18 protein-coding genes are annotated in these 23416 nt (G+C 71.6%); 11 read left to right on the forward strand and 7 right to left on the reverse strand.

What is annotated here, in order from left to right:
• The first annotated feature begins 200 nt into the window (after positions 1-200).
• Entirely contained in the window at positions 201-881 is a 681-nt protein-coding gene (locus tag E6R60_RS24550; protein ID WP_206309505.1) for a polysaccharide deacetylase family protein, read from the forward strand.
• 155 nt (positions 882-1036) lie between these two features.
• On the opposite strand, the gene lon is transcribed toward E6R60_RS24550, so the two are convergent.
• The 3 genes from lon to E6R60_RS24565 all read right to left on the reverse strand — a co-directional run bounded on the left by lon (position 1037) and on the right by E6R60_RS24565 (position 4669).
• Positions 1037-3457, reverse strand: a complete 2421-nt coding sequence (lon, locus tag E6R60_RS24555; protein WP_136328799.1) for an endopeptidase La — start codon at positions 3455-3457, stop codon at positions 1037-1039.
• Positions 3458-3546: 89 nt separating this feature from the next.
• The gene (locus E6R60_RS24560) at positions 3547-3990 is read right to left on the reverse strand and encodes an ATP-binding protein (RefSeq protein ID WP_136328800.1); all 444 of its coding nucleotides are present in this window, start codon (positions 3988-3990) and stop codon (positions 3547-3549) included.
• A 190-nt stretch (positions 3991-4180) separates the two neighbouring features.
• A complete protein-coding gene (locus E6R60_RS24565) occupies positions 4181-4669 on the reverse strand; it encodes a MarR family transcriptional regulator (protein ID WP_136328801.1) in 489 nt (162 codons plus the stop codon).
• A 96-nt stretch (positions 4670-4765) separates the two neighbouring features.
• Between E6R60_RS24565 and E6R60_RS24570 the strand changes: the two genes are divergently transcribed.
• From E6R60_RS24570 to E6R60_RS24620, 10 genes are all read left to right on the forward strand, one after another.
• Positions 4766-5953, forward strand: coding sequence for a PP2C family protein-serine/threonine phosphatase (locus E6R60_RS24570; RefSeq protein WP_136328802.1), 1188 nt, complete (start codon positions 4766-4768; stop codon positions 5951-5953).
• A gap of 266 nt (positions 5954-6219) precedes the next feature.
• Positions 6220-7098, forward strand: a complete 879-nt coding sequence (locus E6R60_RS24575) for an STAS domain-containing protein (RefSeq protein WP_136328835.1) — start codon at positions 6220-6222, stop codon at positions 7096-7098.
• Between the two features lie 20 nt (positions 7099-7118).
• The gene (locus tag E6R60_RS24580) at positions 7119-7505 is read left to right on the forward strand and encodes an STAS domain-containing protein (protein ID WP_240802662.1); all 387 of its coding nucleotides are present in this window, start codon (positions 7119-7121) and stop codon (positions 7503-7505) included.
• Positions 7489-7953: an ATP-binding protein gene (locus E6R60_RS24585; RefSeq protein ID WP_206309503.1), complete on the forward strand. Its 465-nt coding sequence runs from the start codon at positions 7489-7491 to the stop codon at positions 7951-7953. Before E6R60_RS24580 ends, E6R60_RS24585 begins: the two co-directional genes overlap by 17 nt.
• Complete coding sequence (locus E6R60_RS24590) at positions 7938-8966, forward strand: SpoIIE family protein phosphatase (RefSeq protein WP_240802663.1); 1029 nt, start codon at positions 7938-7940, stop codon at positions 8964-8966. Before E6R60_RS24585 ends, E6R60_RS24590 begins: the two co-directional genes overlap by 16 nt.
• Complete coding sequence (locus tag E6R60_RS24595; protein WP_136328804.1) at positions 8959-10260, forward strand: PP2C family protein-serine/threonine phosphatase; 1302 nt, start codon at positions 8959-8961, stop codon at positions 10258-10260. The genes E6R60_RS24590 and E6R60_RS24595 overlap by 8 nt, the downstream gene beginning before the upstream one ends.
• A gap of 102 nt (positions 10261-10362) precedes the next feature.
• A complete protein-coding gene (locus tag E6R60_RS24600) occupies positions 10363-11055 on the forward strand; it encodes a spermidine synthase (RefSeq protein WP_136328805.1) in 693 nt (230 codons plus the stop codon).
• 235 nt (positions 11056-11290) lie between these two features.
• Positions 11291-12028 (forward strand): response regulator transcription factor, encoded by a 738-nt coding sequence (locus tag E6R60_RS24605; RefSeq protein WP_024491908.1) that lies wholly within the window; start codon positions 11291-11293, stop codon positions 12026-12028.
• Positions 12025-13101: a HAMP domain-containing sensor histidine kinase gene (locus tag E6R60_RS24610; RefSeq protein WP_136328806.1), complete on the forward strand. Its 1077-nt coding sequence runs from the start codon at positions 12025-12027 to the stop codon at positions 13099-13101. The genes E6R60_RS24605 and E6R60_RS24610 overlap by 4 nt, the downstream gene beginning before the upstream one ends.
• Before the next feature lie 258 nt (positions 13102-13359).
• Positions 13360-17151, forward strand: coding sequence for a multifunctional oxoglutarate decarboxylase/oxoglutarate dehydrogenase thiamine pyrophosphate-binding subunit/dihydrolipoyllysine-residue succinyltransferase subunit (locus E6R60_RS24620; RefSeq protein ID WP_136328808.1), 3792 nt, complete (start codon positions 13360-13362; stop codon positions 17149-17151).
• Between the two features lie 121 nt (positions 17152-17272).
• Here the strand turns inward: E6R60_RS24620 and fxsT are convergent, their stop codons facing one another.
• From fxsT to fxsA, 4 genes are all read right to left on the reverse strand, one after another.
• Positions 17273-20266: an FxSxx-COOH system tetratricopeptide repeat protein gene (fxsT, locus tag E6R60_RS24625; protein ID WP_136328809.1), complete on the reverse strand. Its 2994-nt coding sequence runs from the start codon at positions 20264-20266 to the stop codon at positions 17273-17275.
• Positions 20267-20347: 81 nt separating this feature from the next.
• The gene (locus tag E6R60_RS24630) at positions 20348-21739 is read right to left on the reverse strand and encodes an HEXXH motif-containing putative peptide modification protein (protein ID WP_136328810.1); all 1392 of its coding nucleotides are present in this window, start codon (positions 21737-21739) and stop codon (positions 20348-20350) included.
• Positions 21736-22923, reverse strand: coding sequence for an FxsB family cyclophane-forming radical SAM/SPASM peptide maturase (locus tag E6R60_RS24635; protein ID WP_240802664.1), 1188 nt, complete (start codon positions 22921-22923; stop codon positions 21736-21738). The genes E6R60_RS24630 and E6R60_RS24635 overlap by 4 nt, the downstream gene beginning before the upstream one ends.
• Positions 22924-23183: 260 nt before the next feature.
• Positions 23184-23399: an FxSxx-COOH cyclophane-containing RiPP peptide gene (fxsA, locus tag E6R60_RS24640; RefSeq protein ID WP_136328811.1), complete on the reverse strand. Its 216-nt coding sequence runs from the start codon at positions 23397-23399 to the stop codon at positions 23184-23186.
• Positions 23400-23416: the final 17 nt, after the last annotated feature.

The raw sequence follows: 23416 nt of genomic DNA on the forward strand, positions 1-23416 counted from the left end.
ACGCAATCCCTCCACGGGCCACAGCGGGCCCCGTATACACGAGGTGTATACCCCCTGTGTATAGTCCTTCCAGTCCGCGGCTGAGCGCGGCGCACGCACTGAGGGAGTGACCTGCCTTGCCCAGTAGGACGAAGTCGATCGGCACGGGGTTGGCCGTCGCTCTAGTGACGGCCCTCACGCTGACACTGAGCGGCTGCTCGATGGAGACCACGGCCCCGGGATCCGCCCGCGGCGACGCCGGCTCGGACGCCAAGGGCTCGTTCGGCCCGGTGGACTGCCGTGAGGCCAAGTGCATAGCCCTCACCTTCGACGCGGGCCCGGGCGAGGACACCCCCCACCTGCTGGACATCCTCAAGAAGGAGAAGGTCCACGCGACCTTCTTCCTGCTGGGCAAGAACCACGTGAAGAAGCACCCCGACACCGTCCGCCGCATCGCGGCGGAGGGCCACGAGGTCGCCAACCACACCTGGTCGCACGAGATCCTGACGGACAAGAAGCCCGCGGAGATACGCGCCGAGCTGGAGAAGACGCAGGACGCGATCGAGGCGGTCACCGGGAAGAAGCCGAGGCTGATGCGCCCGCCGCAGGGCCGCACCGACGACACGGTCTCCGGGATCAGCGAGGACCTCGGACTCTCCCAGATCCTGTGGAACGCGACTGCCAAGGACTACTCGACGACGGACTCCGCGCTGATCGAGAAGCGGATAGTCGACCAGGCGACCAAGGACGGCATCATCCTGCTGCACGACATCTACAAGGGCACGGTGCCCGCGGTGCCCGGCATCATCCACGAGCTGAAGAAGCGCGGCTACACCTTCGTCACCGTGCCGCAGCTGTTGGCGCCCGCCGAGCCGGTCCCGGGAACCATCTACCGCCCCTGATCCGGCCGTGGCGGCTGCCGCCCCTGTCCCCCGGCGGTACGCCCGCCTCCCCTCGGCCGGTCGCAGACGCGCGAAACGGCCCGCCCCCCGCGAGGGGAGGACGGGCCGTCCCTACCGGCCGTGCACGTGGTGCCACGCCCGTCACGCCGTGACGCCTACGCCGCGGCCGGGATCCTCCGCTCCGCCGGGGCCGTGGCCGGGGCGAGAGCGATCTCCAGCACCTGGCGGACGTCCGTGACCGGGTGGACCTCCAGCGTGTCCAGGACCTCGGCCGGCACGTCGTCCAGGTCCGCCTCGTTCCGCTTCGGGATCACCACGGTGGTGATGCCGGCCCGGTGCGCGGCGAGCAGCTTCTGCTTCAGGCCGCCGATCGGCAGGACCCGTCCGGTCAGCGAGACCTCACCGGTCATCGCCACGTCCGTGCGGACCAGCCGCCCGGAGAGCAGCGAGGCCAGCGCCGTGGTCATCGTGATGCCGGCGCTCGGGCCGTCCTTCGGCACGGCGCCCGCCGGGAAGTGGATGTGCGCGCCCCGGTCCTTGAGGTCCGCGACCGGCAGTTCCAGTTCCGCGCCGTGCGAGCGCAGGAAGCTCAGCGCGATCTGCGCGGACTCCTTCATGACGTCGCCGAGCTGGCCGGTGAGGGTCAGTCCGGACGCCCCGGTCTCGGGGTCGGCGAGCGACGCCTCCACGAAGAGCACGTCGCCGCCCGCCCCCGTCACCGCGAGTCCGGTGGCCACGCCCGGCACCGCGGTGCGGCGCTCGGCCGGGTCCTGGGCGGACTCGGGGACGTGGTGCGGGCGGCCGATGAGACCGCGCAGGTCGTCCTCGGTCACCGTGAACGGCAGCTCGCGCTCGCCCAGTTCGTGCTGGGCCGCGACCTTGCGGAGCAGCCGGGCGACGGACCGTTCCAGATTCCGGACCCCGGCCTCCCGCGTGTACTCGCCGGCCAGCTTGCGCAGCGCGGACTCGTCGAGGGTGACCTCGGCCGGCTCCAGGCCGGCCCGCTCCAGCTGGCGCGGGAGCAGGTGGTCTCGGGCGATGACGACCTTCTCGTCCTCGGTGTAGCCGTCGAGCCTGACCAGTTCCATACGGTCGAGCAGCGCCTCCGGGATGGATTCCAGGACGTTGGCGGTGGCCAGGAAGACGACGTCGCTGAGGTCGAGCTCGACCTCCAGGTAGTGGTCGCGGAAGGTGTGGTTCTGGGCCGGGTCGAGCACTTCGAGGAGGGCCGCGGCGGGGTCGCCCCGGAAGTCGGAGCCCACCTTGTCGATCTCGTCGAGCAGGACGACCGGGTTCATCGAACCGGCCTCCTTGATGGCGCGGACGATCCGTCCGGGGAGCGCGCCGACGTACGTACGCCGGTGCCCGCGGATCTCCGCCTCGTCCCGGACACCGCCGAGCGCGACGCGGACGAACTTGCGGCCCATGGCGTGCGCCACGGACTCGCCGAGCGAGGTCTTGCCGACGCCGGGCGGCCCGACCAGGGCCAGCACCGCACCGCCGCGCCGGCCTCCGACCACGCCGAGCCCGCGGTCGGCACGCCGCTTGCGCACCGCGAGGTACTCGGTGATGCGCTCCTTCACGTCCTGCAGGCCCGCGTGTTCGGCGTCGAGGATCTCCTGGGCGCCCTTGATGTCGTACGCGTCCTCGGTGCGCTCGGTCCACGGCAGTTCTAGGACGGTGTCGAGCCAGGTCCTGATCCAGGAGCCCTCGGGGCTCTGGTCGGAGGAGCGCTCCAGCTTGTCGACCTCCTTGAGCGCGGCCTCGCGGACGTGCTCGGGGAGGTCGGCGGCCTCGACGCGTGCCCGGTAGTCGTCGGACTCGTCCTCCGGGTCGCCGTTGAGTTCGGAGAGCTCCTTGCGTACGGCGTCGAGCTGGCGCCGCAGCAGGAACTCGCGCTGCTGCTTGTCGACGCCCTCTTGGACGTCCTTGGCGATGGACTCGGCGACGTCCTGCTCGGCGAGGTGTTCGCCCAGCCACTGGATGGCGAGCTTCAGCCGGGCGACCGCGTCGGCTGTCTCCAGCAGCCGCACCTTCTGGGCGGTGGTGAGGAAGGGGGAGTACCCGGAGTTGTCGGCGAGCGCGGAGACGTCGTCGATCTGCTGGACCCGGTCCACGACCTGCCAGGCCCCGCGCTTCTTCAGCCAGCTGGTGGCGAGCGCCTTGTACTCCTTGACCAGTTCGGCGACGGCTCCGGGGACGGGGTCGGGGACGGAGACGTCGACCCGGCTCCCCTCCACCCAGAGCGCGGCACCCGGCCCGCTGGTCCCGGCCCCGATGCGCACGCGTCCGCGTCCGCGGATGAGGGCGCCCGGGTCACCGTCCGAGAGCCGTCCGACCTGCTCGACGGTCCCGATGACACCGATCCCGGTGTAGGTCCCGTCGATCCGCGGAACGAGCAGCACCTCGGGCTTGCCGCCACCCTCGCGGGCCGCGGCCTGCGCGGCCTCCACCGCAGCGCGTACCTCGCTGTCGGACAGGTCCAGAGGCACCACCATTCCGGGCAGCACGACCTCGTCGTCGAGCGGCAGCACGGGCAGGGTGAGCGGAGTGACCGCATTGGACTCAGTAGCCATGATCTCCCCTTCGGCAGTCAAGTTGAGCTATGCAGACTCAATGCTCCTCGGCTGCCGAATGTTCCCCGGCTCGTGTTCGCTGTGAGCGATCACCCGGTCCCGGGCGCGCTTCGGGGGGCTCGGGGGACCTGGGCACGGATGGTCTTCCCCGTGTCCGGCCCACGGATGACGGTCAGGCCGGTGGTGAGGTGGCGGACCATGTGCCAGCCGAAGCCCCCGCTCCCCCCGTTCAGATCGGGCGCGCGCTCGCGGGGCGGTACCGGGCTCGGGTCGCTGACCTCGACGGTGACGACGTCGTCGGTGGCGGAGAGCGCCATGGCGTAACGACCGCCGCCGTGACGCAGCGCGTTGGTGACGAGCTCGGAGACCACCAGCACGAGGCTGTCCCCCGCGGTGCGATCCACGGCCGGGACGAGGCTGACGACGAAGGCGCGGGCGGCCTCCCGTGCCCGGCGGATGCTGCTCGGATCCGCACCGCGCACCACGGTCGACACAGAGTGTGTGGAGGCGACAGCGGTCTGCGTGCTGTTCATGCGTATTCACCCACCTGTCTATCGATTATGCCGCTTTGCAGTGCTGAGGCTTGTGCCCCGACCCCCTCCCTCCACACCTGCCCCGCCACGCCCCCGGGCCTCCGTCCACCCCGCCGGGAGACAGAAAACCGCCACCAGGACAGGGAGGGAATCTGTCGTGGCAGCGGCGGAAACGCGAGGCCGGAGGGGATCAGGCGGTTGCTTGGCGGCCCTCGGTCCAGGAGTGGTCGTCGACCGCGTCGCACAGGGCGCCGAGTCCCGTGGCGAGGGCGCGCTGGGCTTCGGGGGTCATACGGCTCATCGCCTGACGCAGGGCCTCCTGCCTGCGGTGGCGGAGGCCGTGCAGATGCGCGATGCCGGCCTCGGTGAGCTCCAGCTGTATCTCGCGGCGGTCCTGCGGACGCGGGGTCCGGCGGAGGAATCCGGCCGCCTGGAGGCGGTCGCAGAGCCGGGTGACGGAGGGGGCGGCCGCGGAGAGGTGGCGGCCCAGCGCGCCCAGATTGATGCCGGGTTCGCGTTCGACGATGTACAGCACACGGGTCTGAGCGGCGGAGAGGGGGGCGGTGCCGAACTCGGCGCGGCCGCGCTCCCAGGCCAGTTCGAGGAGTTCCAGGACCTGGCTGACCTCGGGCACGACAGGGGATGCATGCTGTGTGAGATCGGTGAGGGTCTTGTGCATGTGAAACTCCCGAGTGGGCGTTCGCGCCCGTTCCGGCTGGTCGTTCTGGGCAGTCGCATAGATGAAGATATGTGAAGGAAAGAAGGACCGGTACCCGTGGACAGACCCAGCGCGGTCGAACGCTCCCTGCGCGAGGCCGCGCCTCACGAGATTTTCGACGTGATCAGCTCCCTGGTGAAGCGCCGCCACCGCGCTCGGACGGTGGAGCTGTTGATGGCCGACTACGCCATGACGAGGCTGCAGCCCGTGGGCGTACTGCCGCACACCCGCACACCGGTGTCGGTGCACGACAGTGGTCCCGGCCGTGCGTTCGGCGCCCAGGCACCGCACTGCGTGTACGACGGCCCCGGTTCCATGGTGACGGCTTATCTGCCGGTCAGCGTCCGGGGGGACCGGCTGGGGGTCCTGAGCGTCGCTCTGCCCGTGGGGGAAGGCGGCCTGCCGCCAGAGGTGCTGGAGGAGCTCAGGGACTGTGCCGACGCGCTCGCGCACGAGCTGGTGGTCGCCGAGCGGGACACCGATCTGTTCCTTCAGGCACGCCGGACGGAGCGGCTGACCCTGGCCGCCGAAATGCAGTGGCAGCTGCTGCCCGGGCGTTCCTGCGCCCGGCCCGAGTACAGCCTCGGCGCCCAGCTGGAGCCCGCGTACGCCATCTTCGGCGACTGCTTCGACTGGTCGGCCTCGGCCGACGACCTGTACGTGACCGTCAGCAACGGCATGGGGGAAGGCATCGAAGCCGCGCTGCTGACCAACCTCGCGATCAACGCCCTGCGCAATGCCCGCCGGGCCGGTCTCGACCTCGGCGATCAGGCCTATCTGGCCGATCAGGCCATCTTCGGGCAGCACCGGGGGAGCCGGTATCTGTCGACGCTGCTGCTCAGGTTCCATCTCCCGACCGGCGGCGTGGAGATCATCGATGCCGGTTCCCCGCGCATCTGGCGGCTGCGCAAGGGCGTGGTCGAGCCGATCGATCTGGAGGGGCAGATGCCCTTGGGGATGTTCGAGGACACCGCGTACGTCCCCCAGCGCTTCGAGGTCGAGCCCGGGGACCGTCTGCTGTTCATCAGTGACGGGGTGTACGACGCGCTGTCGCCGGGCGGGGAGAGGTACAGCCTGCGCGCGCTCGCGGGATCGATCAGCAGCACCCGCATGCTGCCCGCCTCGCAGGTGCCCAGGGCGATGCTCCAGGAGCTGCTGGGGCACCGCGGCTCCGGACCGGCCGCCGACGACTCGCTGGTGCTGTGTCTGGACTGGCACGGCCGCCCCGCCGCGAAGCGCGGCTGACGGCGCCCTCCGGTCGCGGCCGGGCGGGCCGCCGCGGGGCTGCGCCGGTCCGCCACTCCCCCCGCGGGTGAGCGACCGGCGGGACGGGTCGCCCCCTGCGCCGCGGCCGGGGGGCGGCGGCGGCCGGCACTTGCGCATACAGCGCCGCTCGCTATATTTGCCGGACGGCAAATATTAGCCGTGTGGGTGGCACGCGTCTTCCCGCACAGATCGCGACCCCGGACCGGCCCCCGCGGCGGACCGGCGTCGCGAGTGAGGGGTATCTGGTGAACGTCAGCGAGACCACCATACGTAAGCGAGTGCGCACGGCTCTGGACGAGCACGCCGACACGATCGCCGACCGGTGGGTCCAGCTCCAGCTGGAGAGCAGCGAGACGGGGACCGGGATCGGCGAGACCGAATTGCGTGAGGAGTCGGACGCCCTGGTGGCCGCCCTCTCGGCGAGTCTGGCCGGCGCCCTTCCGGTGGAGCGGGCGGTGTCGGCCCATCCCGAGCTCAACCGTGCGGTCACCGAACTCTCCATGCGCCGGGCCCGGGGAGGCGCCTCTCCCACCGTCACGTCGCTCGCCGTGCTGACGCTCAAGCAGGCCCTGCTGGAGTCCGTGCAGGGCACCGTGAGCGACACCGGCGAGCTCCTGGCCGTAGCCCTGATGATCAACAGGCTGCTGGACGCGGCCGGCGTGCTGTCCTTCAGCACGTACGTCGAGGGCCGTGAGGAGATCATCGGGCGGCAGAGCCGGCAACTGCTGGAGCTGTCGACGCCCGTCGTACGCCTGTGGCGTCATGTGCTCGCGGTGCCGCTGATCGGCACCCTGGACACCGCGCGCACCCAGGTCGTCATGGAGAACCTGCTCCAGGAGATCCAGGCCCACGAGGCGCTGGTGGCCATCATCGACATCACCGCGGTCCCCACCGTCGACACCGTGGTGGCGCAGCACCTGATGCAGACGGTCAGCGCGGTGCGGCTGATGGGAGCGGACTGCGTCATCAGCGGGATCCGGCCTCCGATCGCGATGACCATCGCCCAGCTGGGGATCGACCTGTCCTCGATCCTCACCCGGGCCACCCTCGCCGACGCCCTGTCGGCCGCGATCCAGCTGACCGAGGAAACGCCGTCGCACGCCGGACCGGCGGTGATCCGGTGACCGGGCGGCCCCTTGCGGGCGTGCCCATTCTGCGGCTCGGCGACGTACTGGTCACCGGACTCCTCGACGAACTCGACGACAAGTCGGCCCTGGCCTTCACCGATGAACTCACCCGGCGGATCACCGCGGACGAAGCGCGGGGGGTGCTCATCGACGTCTCCCGCCTGGAGATCATCGACTCCTTCGTAGCCCGCACGCTCATGGAGCTGACGACCATGGCCAGGCTCCTCGGCGCCCGGGTCATCGTGGCCGGGATGCTCCCCCCGGTGACGATGACCCTGGTGGAACTGGGGATCGAGCTGAGCGGGGTGGAGACCGCGCTCAACGCGGAACGGGGCATGGCCCTGCTCGGCTGGCAACGCAGCCCGCGGCTCCCCGAGGGGGCGCCCCGTGCTGCGCTCCGTTGAGCCCACCCCGTCCCCCGCGAAGGCCCGTGACCCCGGAGCCCGGCGCGAGGAGACCGAGTCGTACCCGGTGCGGACGGAGGAGGACCTGCTGGCGGCGCGCCACGCCGTACGGGCCGCCACCCTCGCCCTCGGATTCGGCATCGTCGACCAGACGCGCGTCGTCACGGCCGCCAGCGAACTCGTACGCAACGCCTACATCCACGGCGGCGGCGGCACCCTCACCCTCAGCTTCCCGGAGCGGCCGGGCGGACGGGGGCTGCGGCTCGTCATCAGCGACGAGGGCCCCGGCATCGAGGACGTCGAGGAAGCCATGAAGGACGGGTACACCACGGGGGCCGGCCTCGGTCACGGGCTCGGCGGGGCGCGACGCCTGATGGACGACTTCTCCGTCGTCTCGGCGCCGGGCCGGGGCACCACCATCACCACCACCCGATGGACGAATCCATGACACCGGCGGTCACCGGGGCGACCGTCCAGATCCGCATCGACCACCACAGCGCCGTGCAGGTCGCCGCGGAAGCGGCCCGCACCCTCGCGGAACAGTGCGGTCTGACCGGGTCCCTGCCCGACCGCGCGGCGGTGCTGGCCTCGGAGCTCGCCGGAAACGTCGACAAGCACGCCACCGGCGGTGCGGTCTACCTCCAGCCGCTCCTGATGGGCGGAGGGATGGAGATCGTCGCCGTCGACCGCGGACCCGGCATCGACGACCTCGCGCGCGCGCTCACCGACGGGTACAGCACCACCGCCACCCTGGGGGCCGGACTGGGAGCCATCCGCCGCATCGCCACGGAGGTCACCATCCGCACGGAGCCGGGCATCGGCACCCTCGTCTGCGCGCGGCTCACCGGGCCGGACCACCGGCACCGGGCCCAGCTGGACGCCGGCTCCGCCTGTCTTCCGATCGAGGGCCAGCAGCTCTGCGGCGACGCGTGCGCGTCGGCGGACACGGCCGGCAGCCGTACCGCGCTCGTCGTGGACGGTCTCGGGCACGGCCCCGAGGCATCGGAGGCGGCACAGGCCGCCCTGCGCGTCTTCCGCCGGGCGCCGGACCGCGCGCTGCCCGACATGCTCACCTCCGTCCACCGCTCCCTGCGCCACACACGCGGCGCCGCCGTCGGCATCATGCGCCTCCACCAGGGCCGGGCCGAATACTGCGGGGCCGGCAACATCCGCGCCTCCGTCGTCACCCACCAGGGCATCCGCCCCTGGGTGACCGGCCGCCCCGGCGTCGTCGGATGGAACATGCCCACCCCCCAGACCCACACTCTCCCCACGGATCAAGGAGCCATCGCCGTGCTCCACTCGGACGGCATCAACCCGCGCTGGGCGCTCACGCCCTCGCCCTTCCTGCTGAGACTGCCCCCCAGCCTGCTCCCGGCAGCGGTCGCGCACACCCATCGCTCCACGCGCGACGACGCGACCGTCCTCGCCGCCCGGGCGCCGGGCGGCCCCTTTGCCTGACACCTTCCGCGCCCTGCCGGCCCTGCGCAGCGCCCTGCGCCGACTGGCCGACGCCCACGGCCTGCCGGCGGAGACCCGCGCGCGGCTGGTGCTCTCGGTCGGCACCGTCGCCGAGCACGAACTACGGGCCCGGCGCCGCGTCGGCCTGACGTCCGCCCATCTCCCGGGCGGCCACGGCCAGACGCCGCGGCTCTCCGTCACGCTCACCTCCCCCCATTCCACGGCCCCCCTGCTGCTGGCCGGACTCCCCCTCCCCGCGCAGTCCGTCCGTGACACCACGGCCACCTGGTACGTGCCCGCCCCGCCCGCGCGGGACGTCCCGAAGCCGGCCGACAGCCCGGAACAGGGCGCCGCCCGGCCGACGGAAGCCGAGGCGCTGGAACAGGAACTGCGGGCCGCACTGGCCCGGGCGGACTCCTTCGCCGCCGAGCACCGACGCCTCAAGCACGAACTGGCCGAGACCAACAGCGGCGTCCTCGCCCTGTACGTCCAGCTCGAGGAACGCGACGAGGCGGTGCGCCGGGCCCACGGGAAGATGCTGCAGGAGCTGGAGGACGCCCTGCGCCCCCACCCGATCGACGTGGACGGCGTCGAACTCGCCGTCCACTACGAACCGGCCGGTACCCACGCCCCCACCGGCGGGGACTTCTACGACTGGTTCCTTCTGCCCGACGGCACGGTTCACATCACGGTCGTGGACGCCCTCGGGCACGGGGTCACGAGCACGCGCAGCGCGCTGAACGTGACGCACGCGGTGCGTACCCTCGCGCTGGAGGGGCACCCGCTGTCCTCGATCATCGCGCGGACCGACGAACTCCTCATGCCCTTCGACCGCAGACTGATGGCCACCGTGCTCCTGGCGCGGATCGACCCGGCGACGGGCGAACTCCTGCTCGCCAACGGCAGCCACCCCCCGGCGCTCCTCGTCCGCGCGGACGGCCGCGCCGACTACCTCAGCGTGCAGGGGCGCGGCATCGGCTTCCCGATGGCCGGCAGCGACAGGGTGCTGCGCGCCACGATGGACCCGGACGACCTCCTCGTCCTCTACACCGACGGCCTCACCGAAAGCCGGCGCGACCCGATCGAGGGCGAAGAACGCCTGATCGCCTCGGCCCGCCGGCGCGCCCGGGCGCCCACGGCGGCCATTCCGGGAGCCGTCGCCCAGGACATGCACACGGTCGTGCTCCACGCCGACGACACGCTGGCCCTCGTCGTGCGCATGGGCCGCCGCCGGGAGGGCTGCGAAGCCACCGCCCGGAGAGGGCTGATCGACCGCTGCCCCGACGCCACCTGAGCGTCCCCGATCGGCCGGCGATCACGCAAACCGCTGGCCCGGTCGCGGCCGGACCGGCCAGGATGGCGGGACCACCGACCGCCACCACCGGAGATCAGCGCCATGCCCCTCGCCTTCGGCCCCGATGCCCTCGCCCCCGTCACCCTGGACCGCCGCGAGGGACCGTACGGAGAGGTCGTCCTGCGCAGGCGGGGCGACGACTTCGAGATCATCGCCAACGGGTGCTTCCTGATGGACACCTCGGACGGGCGCTCCGAGCGGCTGCTGATCGACGCCGCGCTGGACGCGCTGCCCGCCGGCCGGCCCGCGCCCGCCGTGCTCATCGGCGGACTCGGCGTCGGGTTCTCGCTCGCCCGGGCCGCCGCCGAGCCCAGGTGGGGGCGGATCGCGGTCGCCGAGCGGGAGCCGGCCATCGTCGACTGGCACCGGAAGGGGCCGCTGGCGGGAATCTCGGGGGCGGCTCTCGCCGATCCGCGGACCGTGGTCCTGACCACGGACCTGGTCGACTACCTCCGCACGACTACGGACCGTTACGACGCCCTGTGCCTGGACATCGACAACGGGCCGGACTGGACCGTGACCGAGGACAACGGCACTCTCTACTCTCCCGCCGGCCTCGCCGACTGCCGGGCGCGGCTCACCCCGGGCGGCGTTCTCGCGGTCTGGTCCGCACAACCGTCCGCGGAATTCGAGCAAGCCCTGCGGAATGCCGGATTCCATGGGGTACGGACCGAAGAAGTAGGCGTTGCCCGAGGTGTGCCCGACGTGGTCCATCTCGCAATTCGAGCAAGCTGATATTCCCCCACCGGGTATCCGAGCCCCCGGGACGCCCGGGGGCCAAGCGCCACAAGCCCGACACTCCGCCTCCGTTGTTCCCCCGACGCGCCGCCGCCGCCTTGCACCCTGCGTAGCCGGGAGCCGTCCCGTGCCTTTACGCTGCTGACCGTTAGCGGGATCACCCATGAAATTCACGAGCGAAAACCGTACGTCCGGGGGAATGGCCTCCGTGAGAACGGGCAGGGGCGGGGCGATGGAACAAACACACACCACCCACACAGGTGTCGCGGCCACCCCGGGCGCGCAGCGCCGCGTGCTGGTGGTCGAGGACGACGCCACGATCGTCGATGCCATTTCCGCCCGGCTGCGGGCCGAGGGCTTCCTCGTGCAGACCGCGCTCGACGGCCCCGCGGCCGTGGACGCGGCCGAGGCCTGGCAGCCGGACCTGATGGTGCTCGACATCATGCTTCCCGGTTTCGACGGCCTGGAGGTCTGCCGGCGCGTGCAGGCCCAGCGGCCGGTGCCGGTCCTGATGCTGACCGCCCGCGACGACGAGACGGACATGCTCGTGGGCCTCGGCGTCGGCGCCGACGACTACATGACCAAGCCGTTCTCCATGCGCGAGCTGGCGGCCCGGGTCCACGTCCTGCTGCGCCGGGTGGAGCGGGCCGCGCTGGCCGCCGTGACGCCCCGGAGCGGGATACTGCGCCTCGGCGAGCTCGAGATCGACCACGCGCAGCGCCGGGTACGGGTCCGCGCGGATGATGTACACCTGACGCCGACCGAGTTCGACCTGCTGGTCTGCCTGGCCAACACCCCGCGCGCGGTGCTCTCCCGGGAGCAGCTGCTGGCCGAGGTGTGGGACTGGGCGGACGCCTCGGGAACCCGCACCGTCGACAGCCACATCAAGGCGCTGCGCCGGAAGATCGGCGCGGAGCGGATCCGTACCGTGCACGGCGTCGGCTACGCGCTGGAGACACCCGCGCCATGACAGCGCCCGGACCGGGGCTGCGGCCGTTCTCCATCAAGGCCAAGCTGGGCACGCTGGTCGTCGTCTCGGTGTTCATCACCACCGGACTGATCATGGTGGCCATGCGCACGCGCACCGAGCTGCGGTTCATCACGGTGTTCTCGGTCATCGCGACCCTGCTGATCACCCAGTTCGTGGCGCACGGCCTGACCGCGCCGCTGGACGAGATGAGGGCCGTGGCCCGGTCGATCTCGCACGGCGACTACACCAGACGGGTGAGCGGCGCGGACCGGCGCGACGAGCTCGGCGACCTGGCGCAGACGATCAATCTGATGGCCGACGACCTGGCGGCCGTGGACCGGCACCGCAAGGAGCTGGTGGCGAATGTCTCACATGAGCTGCGGACGCCCATCGCGGCGCTGAGAGCCGTGCTGGAGAACGTCGTGGACGGGGTGTCCTCGGCCGATCCCGAGACGATGCGCACGGCGCTGAAACAGACGGAGCGCCTCGGCAGGCTGGTGGAGACGCTGCTGGACCTGTCACGGCTGGACAACGGCGTGGTGACGCTGAAGGCCCGCCGTTTCGAGGTGTGGCCCTATCTGTCGGGGGTGCTGAAGGAGGCGAACCTCGCGGCGGCGCACCGCCGGCTCTCCTCGGGCTCCGGCAACCACTCCCGCAAGGACGTCCATCTGCACCTGGACGTGTCCCCGCCGGAGCTGACCGCGCACGCGGACGCCGAGCGGCTGCACCAGGTGGTGGCCAACCTGATCGACAACGCGGTGAAGCACAGCCCGCCCCACGGCCGCGTCACGGTGCACGCCCGGCGCGGCGCTCAGCCCGAGTCGCTGCATCTGGAGGTCGTGGACGAGGGCCCCGGCATCCCGGAGTCCGAGCGGCACCGGGTCTTCGAGCGCTTCAACCGGGGCGACGTGTCCTCTCCGCACGGTCCGGGCAGCGACGGCGGTACGGGCCTGGGCCTGGCGATCGCCCGCTGGGCGGTGGATCTGCACGGCGGCCGGATCGGTGTGGCCGAATCAGCGCGCGGATGCCGCATACGCGTCACTCTTCCGGGGATCCCTCAGCCGCGAGGTTGACATAGGGTTCGAACCGGAAGGGCGCGTTCTACGTGTTCTGTTCAAGGGGTACGGTCCAAGGGGCCCGTAACTGCGGTCTCGCGTACCCGGAGTGAAGCGGAACCAAGCTTGTTTCCCGCCATTTCCTGCCCCGAAACCCGACTTTCGATGTGACTTGCACGACGAAGACCGGCCCGGCCTGCATGGAACGGCCGAGGAGGCGTAGCCTTGATTTCCGCTGTCCATCACCTTGTGAAGCGGAAGAGGGCGGTTGCCGCCGTGTCGTCTCAGTCCCCCAGTAACTCGAGCATCTCGACCGACCAAGCCAGCCCGGGTACGAACCCGGCTGCGGCTTTTGGCCCCAATGAGTGGCTCGTCGACGAGATCTACCAGCAGTACCTCCAGGATCCCAGTTCGGTCGATCGCGCCTGGTGGGACTTCTTCGCCGACTACAAGCCGGGTACGTCCGGCACGGCGGACAAGCCCGTTCCCGGCGCCGCAGCCGCGGGGGCTGCGGCGCCCGCGGCTCCGGCCGCCGCCGCACCGGCCCCCACCGCCGCGCCTGCCGCACCCGCGGCTCAGGCTCCGGCCGCACCCGCGGCCCCCGCTCCGGCCGCGCCCGCACCTGCCGCCGCCCCGGCGGCTCCGGTGAAGGCCGCACCGGCTCCGGCCGCGAAGGCCGCCCCGGCCACCGAGGCCCCGTCCGGCCCGGAGTACGTGACGCTGCGCGGCCCGTCGGCCGCTGTCGCGAAGAACATGAACGCCTCGCTGGAGCTGCCGACGGCCACGTCCGTCCGCGCGGTCCCGGTGAAGCTGCTCTTCGACAACCGCATCGTCATCAACAACCACCTCAAGCGCGCCCGCGGCGGGAAGATCTCCTTCACGCACCTCATCGGGTACGCGATGGTGCAGGCCCTCAAGGCCATGCCGGCGATGAACTACTCCTTCGCGGAGAAGGACGGCAAGCCGACCCTGGTCAAGCCGGAGCACGTCAACCTCGGCCTCGCCATCGACCTGGTGAAGCCGAACGGCGACCGCCAGCTGGTCGTCGCGGCCATCAAGAAGGCCGAGACGCTCAACTTCTTCGAGTTCTGGCAGGCCTACGAGGACATCGTCCGCCGGGCCCGCAACGGCAAGCTCGGCATGGACGACTTCACCGGCGTCACCGCCTCGCTGACCAACCCCGGCGGCATCGGCACCGTCCACTCGGTTCCCCGCCTGATGCCCGGACAGGGCCTCATCATGGGCGTCGGCGCGATGGACTACCCGGCGGAGTTCCAGGGCACGTCGCAGGACACCCTGAACAAGCTGGGCATCTCCAAGGTCATGACGCTGACCTCGACGTACGACCACCGGGTCATCCAGGGCGCCGCCTCCGGCGAGTTCCTGCGGGTCCTCTCCCAGCTGCTGCTCGGCGAGAACGAGTTCTACGACGAGATCTTCAAGGCGCTGCGCATCCCCTACGAGCCGGTCCGCTGGCTCAAGGACATCGACGCCTCGCACGACGACGACGTCACCAAGGCCGCGCGGGTCTTCGAGCTGATCCACTCCTACCGGGTCCGCGGCCACGTCATGGCCGACACCGACCCGCTGGAGTACCACCAGCGCAAGCACCCCGACCTCGACATCACCGAGCACGGCCTCACCCTGTGGGACCTGGAGCGGGAGTTCGCGGTCGGCGGTTTCGCCGGCAAGACGATGATGAAGCTCCGCGACATCCTCGGCGTGCTGCGTGAGTCGTACTGCCGCACCACCGGCATCGAGTTCATGCACATCCAGGACCCGAAGCAGCGCAAGTGGCTCCAGGACCGGGTGGAGCGTCCGCGCCCCAAGCCCGAGCGCGAGGAGCAGCTGCGCATCCTGCGCCGGCTGAACGCCGCCGAGGCGTTCGAGACCTTCCTGCAGACGAAGTACGTCGGCCAGAAGCGGTTCTCGCTGGAGGGCGGCGAGTCCGTCATCCCGCTGCTCGACGCGGTCATCGACTCCGCCGCCGAGGCCCGCCTCGACGAGGTCGTCATCGGCATGGCCCACCGCGGCCGGCTGAACGTGCTGGCGAACATCGTCGGCAAGTCGTACGCGCAGATCTTCCGGGAGTTCGAGGGCAACCTCGACCCGAAGTCGATGCACGGTTCCGGCGACGTCAAGTACCACCTGGGCGCCGAGGGCACCTTCACCGGTCTGGACGGCGAGCAGATCAAGGTCTCGCTGGCCGCCAACCCCTCGCACCTGGAGGCGGTCGACCCGGTCCTGGAGGGCATCGCCCGCGCCAAGCAGGACATCATCAACAAGGGCGGCACGGACTTCACCGTCCTGCCCGTCGCGCTCCACGGCGACGCGGCCTTCGCGGGCCAGGGCGTCGTCGCCGAGACGCTCAACATGTCGCAGCTGCGCGGCTACCGCACCGGCGGCACCGTGCACGTGGTGATCAACAACCAGGTCGGCTTCACCGCCGCCCCGGAGTCCTCGCGCTCCTCGATGTACGCCACGGACGTGGCGCGCATGATCGAGGCGCCGATCATCCACGTCAACGGCGACGACCCCGAGGCCGTCGTCCGCGTCGCGCGGCTGGCGTTCGAGTTCCGCCAGGCGTTCAACAAGGACGTCGTGATCGACCTCATCTGCTACCGCCGCCGCGGTCACAACGAGGGCGACAACCCGCAGTTCACCAACCCGCAGATGTACACCCTGATCGACAAGAAGCGCTCGGTGCGCAAGCTGTACACCGAGTCCCTCATCGGTCGCGGCGACATCACGCTGGAAGAGGCGGAGCAGGCGCTCCAGGACTTCCAGGGCCAGCTGGAGAAGGTGTTCGCGGAGGTCCGCGAGGCCACGTCGCACCCGGCTCAGCCGCACATCTCGGACCCCCAGGCCGCGTTCCCGGTCGCCGTGACCACCGCGGTCTCGCAGGAGGTCGTGAAGCGGATCGCCGAGTCGCAGGTCAACATCCCGGACCACATCACCGTCCACCCGCGCCTGATGCCGCAGATGCAGCGCCGTGCGGCCTCCGTGGACGACGGCACGATCGACTGGGGCATGGGCGAGACCCTGGCCATCGGTTCGCTGCTGATGGAGGGCACCCCGGTCCGGCTCGCCGGCCAGGACACCCGCCGCGGCACGTTCGGCCAGCGCCACGCGGTGCTGGTCGACCAGGTGACCGGCGAGGACTACACCCCGCTGCTCTACCTGGCCGAGGACCAGGCCCGGTACAACGTCTACGACTCGCTGCTCAGCGAGTACGCGGCGATGGGCTTCGAGTACGGCTACTCGCTGGCCCGTCCGGAGTCGCTGGTCATCTGGGAGGCCCAGTTCGGTGACTTCGTCAACGGCGCGCAGACCGTCGTGGACGAGTTCATCTCCTCGGCCGAGCAGAAGTGGGGCCAGACGTCCGGCGTCACGCTGCTGCTGCCGCACGGCTACGAGGGCCAGGGCCCGGACCACTCGTCCGCCCGCCCGGAGCGCTTCCTCCAGATGTGCGCGCAGGACAACATGACGGTCGCGATGCCGACCCTCCCGTCGAACTACTTCCACCTTCTGCGGTGGCAGGTGCACAACCCGCACCACAAGCCGCTGATCGTCTTCACGCCGAAGTCGATGCTCCGCCTCAAGGCGGCGGCGTCGAAGGCGGAGGAGTTCACCACCGGCGGCTTCCGCCCGGTGATCGGGGACGACTCGGTCGACCCGAACGCCGTCCGCAAGGTCGTCTTCTGCGCCGGCAAGGTCTACTACGACCTGGAGGCCGAGCGTCAGAAGCGCGGCGACACGGAGACCGCGATCATCCGCGTGGAGCGCCTGTACCCGCTGCCGGGTGCGGAGCTCCAGGCCGAGATCGCCAAGTACCCGAACGCCGAGAAGTACCTGTGGGCCCAGGAGGAGCCGGCCAACCAGGGCGCCTGGCCGTTCATCGCCCTGAACCTGATCGACCACCTGGACCTGGCCGTCGGCGCCGACGTCCCGCACGGGGAGCGCCTGCGCCGCATCTCGCGGCCGCGCGGCTCCTCCCCGGCGGTCGGCTCGGCCAAGCGCCACCAGGCCGAGCAGGCACAGCTGGTCGCGGAGGTCTTCGAGGCCTGACCGGTCGCTGTACGCACGGAAGGGGCCCGGCCCGCGATTCGCTCGCGGGCCGGGCCCCCTTCCGTTCCCGTGCGGTGTGCCGGGCTCGTGGCGGCCGGGCTCGTGGTGGCCGGGCTGGCCGTCAGATGACCAGGGGCTCGAAGTCCCAGTACGGACGGTTGCGGGAGCGGGCCGAGACCGTGTGGACGTGCTGCGGGCCGAGCGTCGCCACGAGGTCTTCGAGCGCCTCGCCCTCGGTTTTCTCGGCCTTCCGCCGTTCCCGCAGGCCGCGCAGATCGGCGGCGTGGGCGATCCGGGCGGAGAGCGTCAGCGGATGGGTGCGGCCGAGGATCTCGATGGCCCGGGTGACGACCGAGTCCGTCAGCGCGGCGGCGGCCTCCGTGTCCCCCACCAGGTTGCGCAGCGCCGAAGCGTTGATCGCGCAGCCCAGCGTCCAGGGGTGGTTCTCGCCCACGGCCCGTGTCATGGAGGCCAGTGCCTCCTCCACGAGCGCGTGGGCGTGCTCCCGCTCGCCCACGTTGCGCAGGATCAGGGCGTGGTTGCCCCGGGTCCCCGCCGCGAAGGGGTGCTCCTCGCCGAGCATGTCGGCGTAGGCGGCGACGGCCTTCTCGCTTATGGCCCTGGCCTGGTCGATGCTGGCGTGCTCCCGGGCGAAGCAGCTCTGGCCCGCCGCGAACATCATGGTCAGCGGTGCGGCCTCGCCGAGGACGCGTTCGGCCCGTTCCAGTACGCGGGTGAACAGGGCGGCGGCCTGGGTCCGTTCGCCCGAACGGTAGTGGCACAGCGCGAGGTTGAACTCGGCCCGCAGGGTCTGCGGGTTGTCCGGCCCCATGACGGTCCGGTGCACCTGGACGCTCTGGTTCTGGAGCGACATCGCCCTGTCGTAGTGGCCGAGCAGGCGCATGTCCGTGGAGTAGTGGGTCTCGGAGTCCAGGGTCCAGGAGTGGCGCCGCGGCAGGAGCGTGCGCCGGGAATCCAGCGTGCGCCCGTCTAGGTCCAGGGCCTCCTGGTACCGGCCCAGCAGCCGCAAGGTGACGGCCAGGTTGTTCTGCGCGGCGAGGGTGCGCGCGTCCTGGTCTCCCAGCAGCTCACGGTAGCCGGAGAGCACCCAGCCGGACATCTCCCAGGCCTCGTCGTAACGGCCGAGTCCCCGCAGGTCGGCGGCGAGACCCGCGGCGGCGCGCAGGTGCTCCAGGTCCTGGGCGCCGCGCTCCTCGCGCAGGTGGTCCACGGCCGCGCGCTCGATGGCCTCCGTACCGGCGTAGTCGCCGACGGCCCTCAACAGGTTGGCGTAGTGGTAGCTGACGTCCCAGATCCTGGGGTGGTTCTCGCCCAGGATCTCCCGCCACGCCTTCACGGCACGTTCGCCCAGCTTGATGCCGGCCCGGTACTCCCCGGAGACGTACATGTAGCGCAGGCAGTTGAGCACCAGGTTCTGCACCGCCGGGTCGGTGCTCTTGAGCACGTCCGCCCATTTCAGGTGCGGCGTGATCTCGGCGTACGTGGGCCAGTGACTGGGTTCGGTGGGGCGGCCCGGGTCCGCGGCCGCGAGCGCCCGGCGGACGACGCCGATGAACTCCTGGCGGTCCCGTTCCGTCATGTCGTGGCCGACGATCTGGTGGACCATGCGGTGCATGTACAGCGATTCGCCGGACGACGCCACGTCGTCGACCGCCTCGTGGGACTCCAGCCGGACGACGGAGTACTGGCGGAGCTGGCCGATCGCCTTGTTCCAGAGGAGCGGATCGTTCATCAGACCGGACACCTGCTCCGGCAGCTCCCCGGGCGGCATGTCCTTCAACAGCCTGACGGGGATGGACCCGGGGGCGAAGAAGCTGCACAGCCGCAGCAGGTCGACGGACTCGGGGACCGTGTCCTTGAGTTTGTTGAGCAGTATCGACCAGGCCGTCTGAAACGCGAGCGGGAAGTCCGCGGAGACCTTGACGACGTCCTGGTCGATCCCGCCCTCGAGGAGTTCGATGTATTCCTCGACCGACATGTCGGAGTCGTTCAGCCAGCCGGCCGTCTGGTCGAGCAGCAGAGGAAGGTCTTCGAGCGCGTCGGCCAACTGGTCGGCCTCGGGCAGGGTCAGGCGGGAGGCCCGGCGGCGGATGAAGGCCACCGACTCCTCGCGGGTGTAGACGGGCACCTCGACGAGGTGGCTGTTGTGCTCGCTCCACTCGGGGTTGCGGGAGGTGATGAGGACGTGTCCCGGGCCGGTCGGCACCAGGTCCCAGATCTGGTCCGGCTCGTCCGCCCCGTCCAGGATCAGCAGCCAGTGGGCGTGCGGGTCGCCCCGGCGCAGCGAGTCGCGCACCGCACGCAGCCGTTCGCCGTACTCGGCGCCGGTGGACAGCCCCAGTTCCGGGGCGAGTTCCGCGAGTTTCTGGCGGTAGAGCGCACGCCGGTCGGCGGGCACCCACCAGACCACGTCGTACTCGGAACCGAAGCGGTAGACGTACTCGGCGGCCAACTGCGTCTTGCCGACGCCGGACATGCCGTGCAGGGTCACGACACCCGCGCCCCGGCCGGAGTCCTGGAGGGCGCTGTACGCCTGGCTGAGCAGCGCCTCACGCCCCGTGAACCGGATGTTGCGCCGCGGCACTCCTCCCCACACCTGCGGGGTGTCGGCCGGGTAGCGCGGGCCGGGCCGGGTCTCGGCCGCCTCGGGCAGGGGGTCCGCGGCCAGCCCCAGCCGGGCGAGGAGCCGCCGCTCCGCCTCCTCGGCGCCGACGTTGGTCAGGTCCGCCGCGCCGAAGACCGAGGTGGCTCCGGGCAACGCCGACGTGGTGACGCAGACCGCGGCGAACCGGTCGGGATCCGGGGCCACCTCCGCGCGCAGCGCCCTGTTCCATTCGTCATGGCTGCGGGGGCCGAGCTGGAAGTACCAGTCGCTGAGGATCACCAGGACGGTGCCGCGCGAAAGCGTCAGATCCCGCAGGGACTCCTCCAGCGGGATCTCCACCGGCGGGTCCCACCGCTGCTGGTAGACCGTCACACCGCGGCGCTCCAGACGGTCGGCGATCCACGCCGCCCAGGCGCGGTTGTAACCGGCGAAACTGATGGTGACGGCACTCGCCCCGGTTACTCCAACTTGCCTAGCCGTTCCGGGCATTCAACCGTCTCCCTGCCTCGATACGAGCCTTTTCAACATACACCGGGGCATGGTCGCTCCGGCCGGTATCACGGTGGCCGCTCACTGCCTTCGCGAGCCGTTCCTCTGCTGCCATATCACCTTCACGGTGCTCACATACGCCTGCGCGCGGGCCAGATGACCCGGGGGAGGCGGACAATCGTCCATACGGTGGTAGAGCGTGATCATCTCGTTGACCAGCACCCGCCCTTCGCGGGTGAGCCGCGCCGAACCGGCCAGCGCGGGCAGCACCGCTCCGACCTGTTCCCGGCAGCGGGCGTGCTCGGCCCAGGCCGTGTCGCGCGGGGTGACGCGCTGCGCGCCGAGGGCGTAGCGCTGCCAGTAGTCGGCCAGGGCGAGGTGCGAGTAGGCGCCCTGCAGGAGGCCGTCGAAGGGCCGGGGGTCGGAGCGCCAGGGGGCGAAGTGCCGTGGCGCGGCGTCCTCGTGGTGCAGCGGCACGAGGGCGGCGAGCGCCGCCAGTTTGGTGTGCTGGAGTTCGTGGACGAGGGTCGAGGCGAAGTACACCGGGGTGGCCGGCCTGCTGCTGAGGACCGCGCCGAACGCTTCCCGCCGGGTGCCGCTGCAGTGCGCCACGCCACCGTCGGCCCCGGAGCCGGGCGGGTGTCCGAGCGGCACCACGCAGCGAAGGAGCACGGCCGCTTCGGTGAGGCGGTGCTCGCCGCCGGCGCGGAGCAGGGGCTCCACCCCGGACCAGCACTCGGCCCACGCCTTGCGTTCGTGGTCGTCCATGCGCACGACCGCGCTCAGCCCGTGGCGCGGGTGTCCGCCCCCTTCGGTGCCGTAGGGATCGAGGTCGTCCAGCGGGACGTTGGCGGTTCCCGGCAGGAGGGCGGGGAGCGCGAGCACGGGCAGCCAGCGGGGGTCGGCCGAGGTCACGGTGGAGTCCGGCTGGGTCCGGGCCACCAGGGGCGGCCCGTTGGCCGGCCGGATCACCACCTCCCCTTCGGCGTGGTCGAGTTCGACGGGTCCGGAGTCCGTCCGGACCGCGCCCAGCGTGGGCAGGGAGACGAGGCCCCCGCGGGGGGCCAGCCGCGCGGTGCAGGGCACCCCCGACCGGATCGCGGCCGCCGTGGCGAGCGCGGTCAGGTGGGCGAGGTCCGCGGTGAGCCCGGGGCCTGTGGTGGTCACCGGAGTGAGGCCGCTCAGCAGCCGTTGCACCCAGGGCCCCGTCAGGGGGTGGAACAGCACGGTGCGCACGGCGGCCCGGTCGGCGCGTTCGGCCGCTTCGAGCAGCGCCCAGTCCGCGTGCAGCCGGTCGAGCAGCCGGGGCGGGCAGCCGGCCGTGCCCGCCGCGGCGGCCGCCGCGTCGAGCACGGCCCTGAGGAGGACGAGGCGACGGGTGTCCTGATCGCGTACGAGCAGGCCGAGGGTGTCGGCCCCGCCCTCGGTACGGCCGAGTTCGCGCAGGGCGCGGTCGGGGATGACGGAACTCATGGGGGGTCTCCTGCGGTTGCTTCGGCGAGCCGGGCCGCCACATGACGGACCAGCCGTTCGAGGTCGGCGCAGTAGACGGAGGGGTTGATGAAGCCGTTCTCTGCGCGGTAGCGGTGGGCGTAGTGCCCGCCGCCGCAGACGTGCAGCAGCGGACAGCCACGGCAGGCGGCGGCCAGCGCGCCGGCTCCCGCCTGGCGGGCGGCGACGCCGGGGTGGCGCAGTGCGTCGTCGAAGGTGTGGTGGAAGACGTCGAGTCCGGTGGCGGCCGCGGTGTCGTAGGCGGACTTGAGGGAGTCGACCTGCTCGATCGATCCGTCGGTCTCGACCACGACCGCGTTGAGCGGGTCGAGTCCGAGCGACTCCGTGGCGCCGGGCAGGCCGAGGAGCAGGGCGATGCACTCCTCGAAGAGCCGGATCCGGGTTTCCCGGCGGGAGGCCGGCCACCACCGGTCGAAGACGGTGCACAGCCAGTCGCCGTACGGTGTGGGGCGGCCCGACCCGGGGCCCGGTCGCGTCCCCGTCAGGTCCGGGAGACCGGGCGGGGGGCGGGTCCAGTTGCCGTGCGGCAGCAGCAGGTCCAGGGCGGGCGGGCGCAGGGCGAGCAGCGACTCGTACATCTCCAGGGGGTCGGTGCGCGGGTCCACGACCGTGAGGATGCCCGCGTACGCCTCGGGGTGGTGGTCGGCGAGGAGCCGGGCGCCGCGTGCGGCGGCGGGCCAGGAGGCGCGGCCCGCGTGGTCGACGCGCTGGGTGTTGTGGGCGGCGAGGCCGCCGTCCAGGCTGATCCCGACGCGTATGCCGTGACGGGCCAGCGTGCCCACGGCGGCATGGGTGAGCAGCGTCGCGTTGGTCTGCACGGTGGTGTGGACGGTGCAGCCGTCGGGGACCTTCTCCCGGACCCGGTCGGCGAGTGCGCCCAGCCGGTCCGGGCCGGCGAGCAGGGGTTCGCCGCCGTGGAGGACGAGAGCGACGTGCCGGAGCCGGTGGCCGGCCGCGTGCTCGGCCATGCGGTCCGCGGCGCGCTCCAGGACGGCGGGCGCCGCGGCCGCCGGTCTGCCGCGCCAGGTCCGGTCGGGCCCCTGGTACAGGTAGCAGTAGCGGCAGGCCAGGTTGCAGCGGCCGTGCACCTTCACGATGAACTGCCCGAACGGCACGGGCGACGGCGTGCCTGCGTCACGGTCCACGGCCCGGTGCGCTCCTGGCCGCGGCCCGCCTTCCGCGTCGTCCCGCTTCGTCGTCCGACGCACCACTCCGGCACCCCCGTGCTGTCCGTATGCCGGAGCGCCTCCCGGCGCCGCCCGGGGGGCGAGAGGCCCGGGCGCGCGGCGAGGGAGGGTCCGCCCCGGTCGATGATGTCCTGACCGATCGCACCCCCGGCCGGAGCCGGGCGGGCGGTGCCGGATCCGATGCGCCGTTGCCTCGGTGCGGCGTCGAGGGCACGGGCTCAGAAGGCGCTCTGGAACCCCCAGAGCATTTCCCGCGGCTGCTCGGCCCGGGCGCGCAGATCCGTGACCACCTCGGCCAGGACCGGGTGGTCCAGGGTCCGCAGCGTCTCCAGATCGAGTGCCAGCAGGTCCGGCAGTGCGCCGGCGACGTCCTGCGGGCCGCCGACGGCCTCTCCCCGCCCACCGGCCCGGTCGTTCCGTGTCGACTCGTTCATCACGCCTCCCCGTAGTG

It is taken from the genome of Streptomyces sp. A0642, assembly GCF_004795105.1.
Taxonomy (GTDB): domain Bacteria; phylum Actinomycetota; class Actinomycetes; order Streptomycetales; family Streptomycetaceae; genus Streptomyces.

What these genes read in the sequence shown, in the direction of transcription:
- E6R60_RS24550 (WP_206309505.1), top strand. Translation starts at nt 201, where the DNA reads ATGGAGACCACGGCCCCGGGATCCGCCCGCGGCGACGCCGGCTCGGAC.
- lon (WP_136328799.1), bottom strand. Translation starts at nt 3,457, where the DNA reads ATGGCTACTGAGTCCAATGCGGTCACTCCGCTCACCCTGCCCGTGCTG.
- E6R60_RS24560 (WP_136328800.1), bottom strand. Translation starts at nt 3,990, where the DNA reads ATGAACAGCACGCAGACCGCTGTCGCCTCCACACACTCTGTGTCGACC.
- E6R60_RS24565 (WP_136328801.1), bottom strand. Translation starts at nt 4,669, where the DNA reads ATGCACAAGACCCTCACCGATCTCACACAGCATGCATCCCCTGTCGTG.
- E6R60_RS24590 (WP_240802663.1), top strand. Translation starts at nt 7,938, where the DNA reads ATGGACGAATCCATGACACCGGCGGTCACCGGGGCGACCGTCCAGATC.
- E6R60_RS24600 (WP_136328805.1), top strand. Translation starts at nt 10,363, where the DNA reads ATGCCCCTCGCCTTCGGCCCCGATGCCCTCGCCCCCGTCACCCTGGAC.
- E6R60_RS24605 (WP_024491908.1), top strand. Translation starts at nt 11,291, where the DNA reads ATGGAACAAACACACACCACCCACACAGGTGTCGCGGCCACCCCGGGC.
- E6R60_RS24610 (WP_136328806.1), top strand. Translation starts at nt 12,025, where the DNA reads ATGACAGCGCCCGGACCGGGGCTGCGGCCGTTCTCCATCAAGGCCAAG.
- fxsT (WP_136328809.1), bottom strand. Translation starts at nt 20,266, where the DNA reads ATGCCCGGAACGGCTAGGCAAGTTGGAGTAACCGGGGCGAGTGCCGTC.
- E6R60_RS24630 (WP_136328810.1), bottom strand. Translation starts at nt 21,739, where the DNA reads ATGAGTTCCGTCATCCCCGACCGCGCCCTGCGCGAACTCGGCCGTACC.
- fxsA (WP_136328811.1), bottom strand. Translation starts at nt 23,399, where the DNA reads ATGAACGAGTCGACACGGAACGACCGGGCCGGTGGGCGGGGAGAGGCC.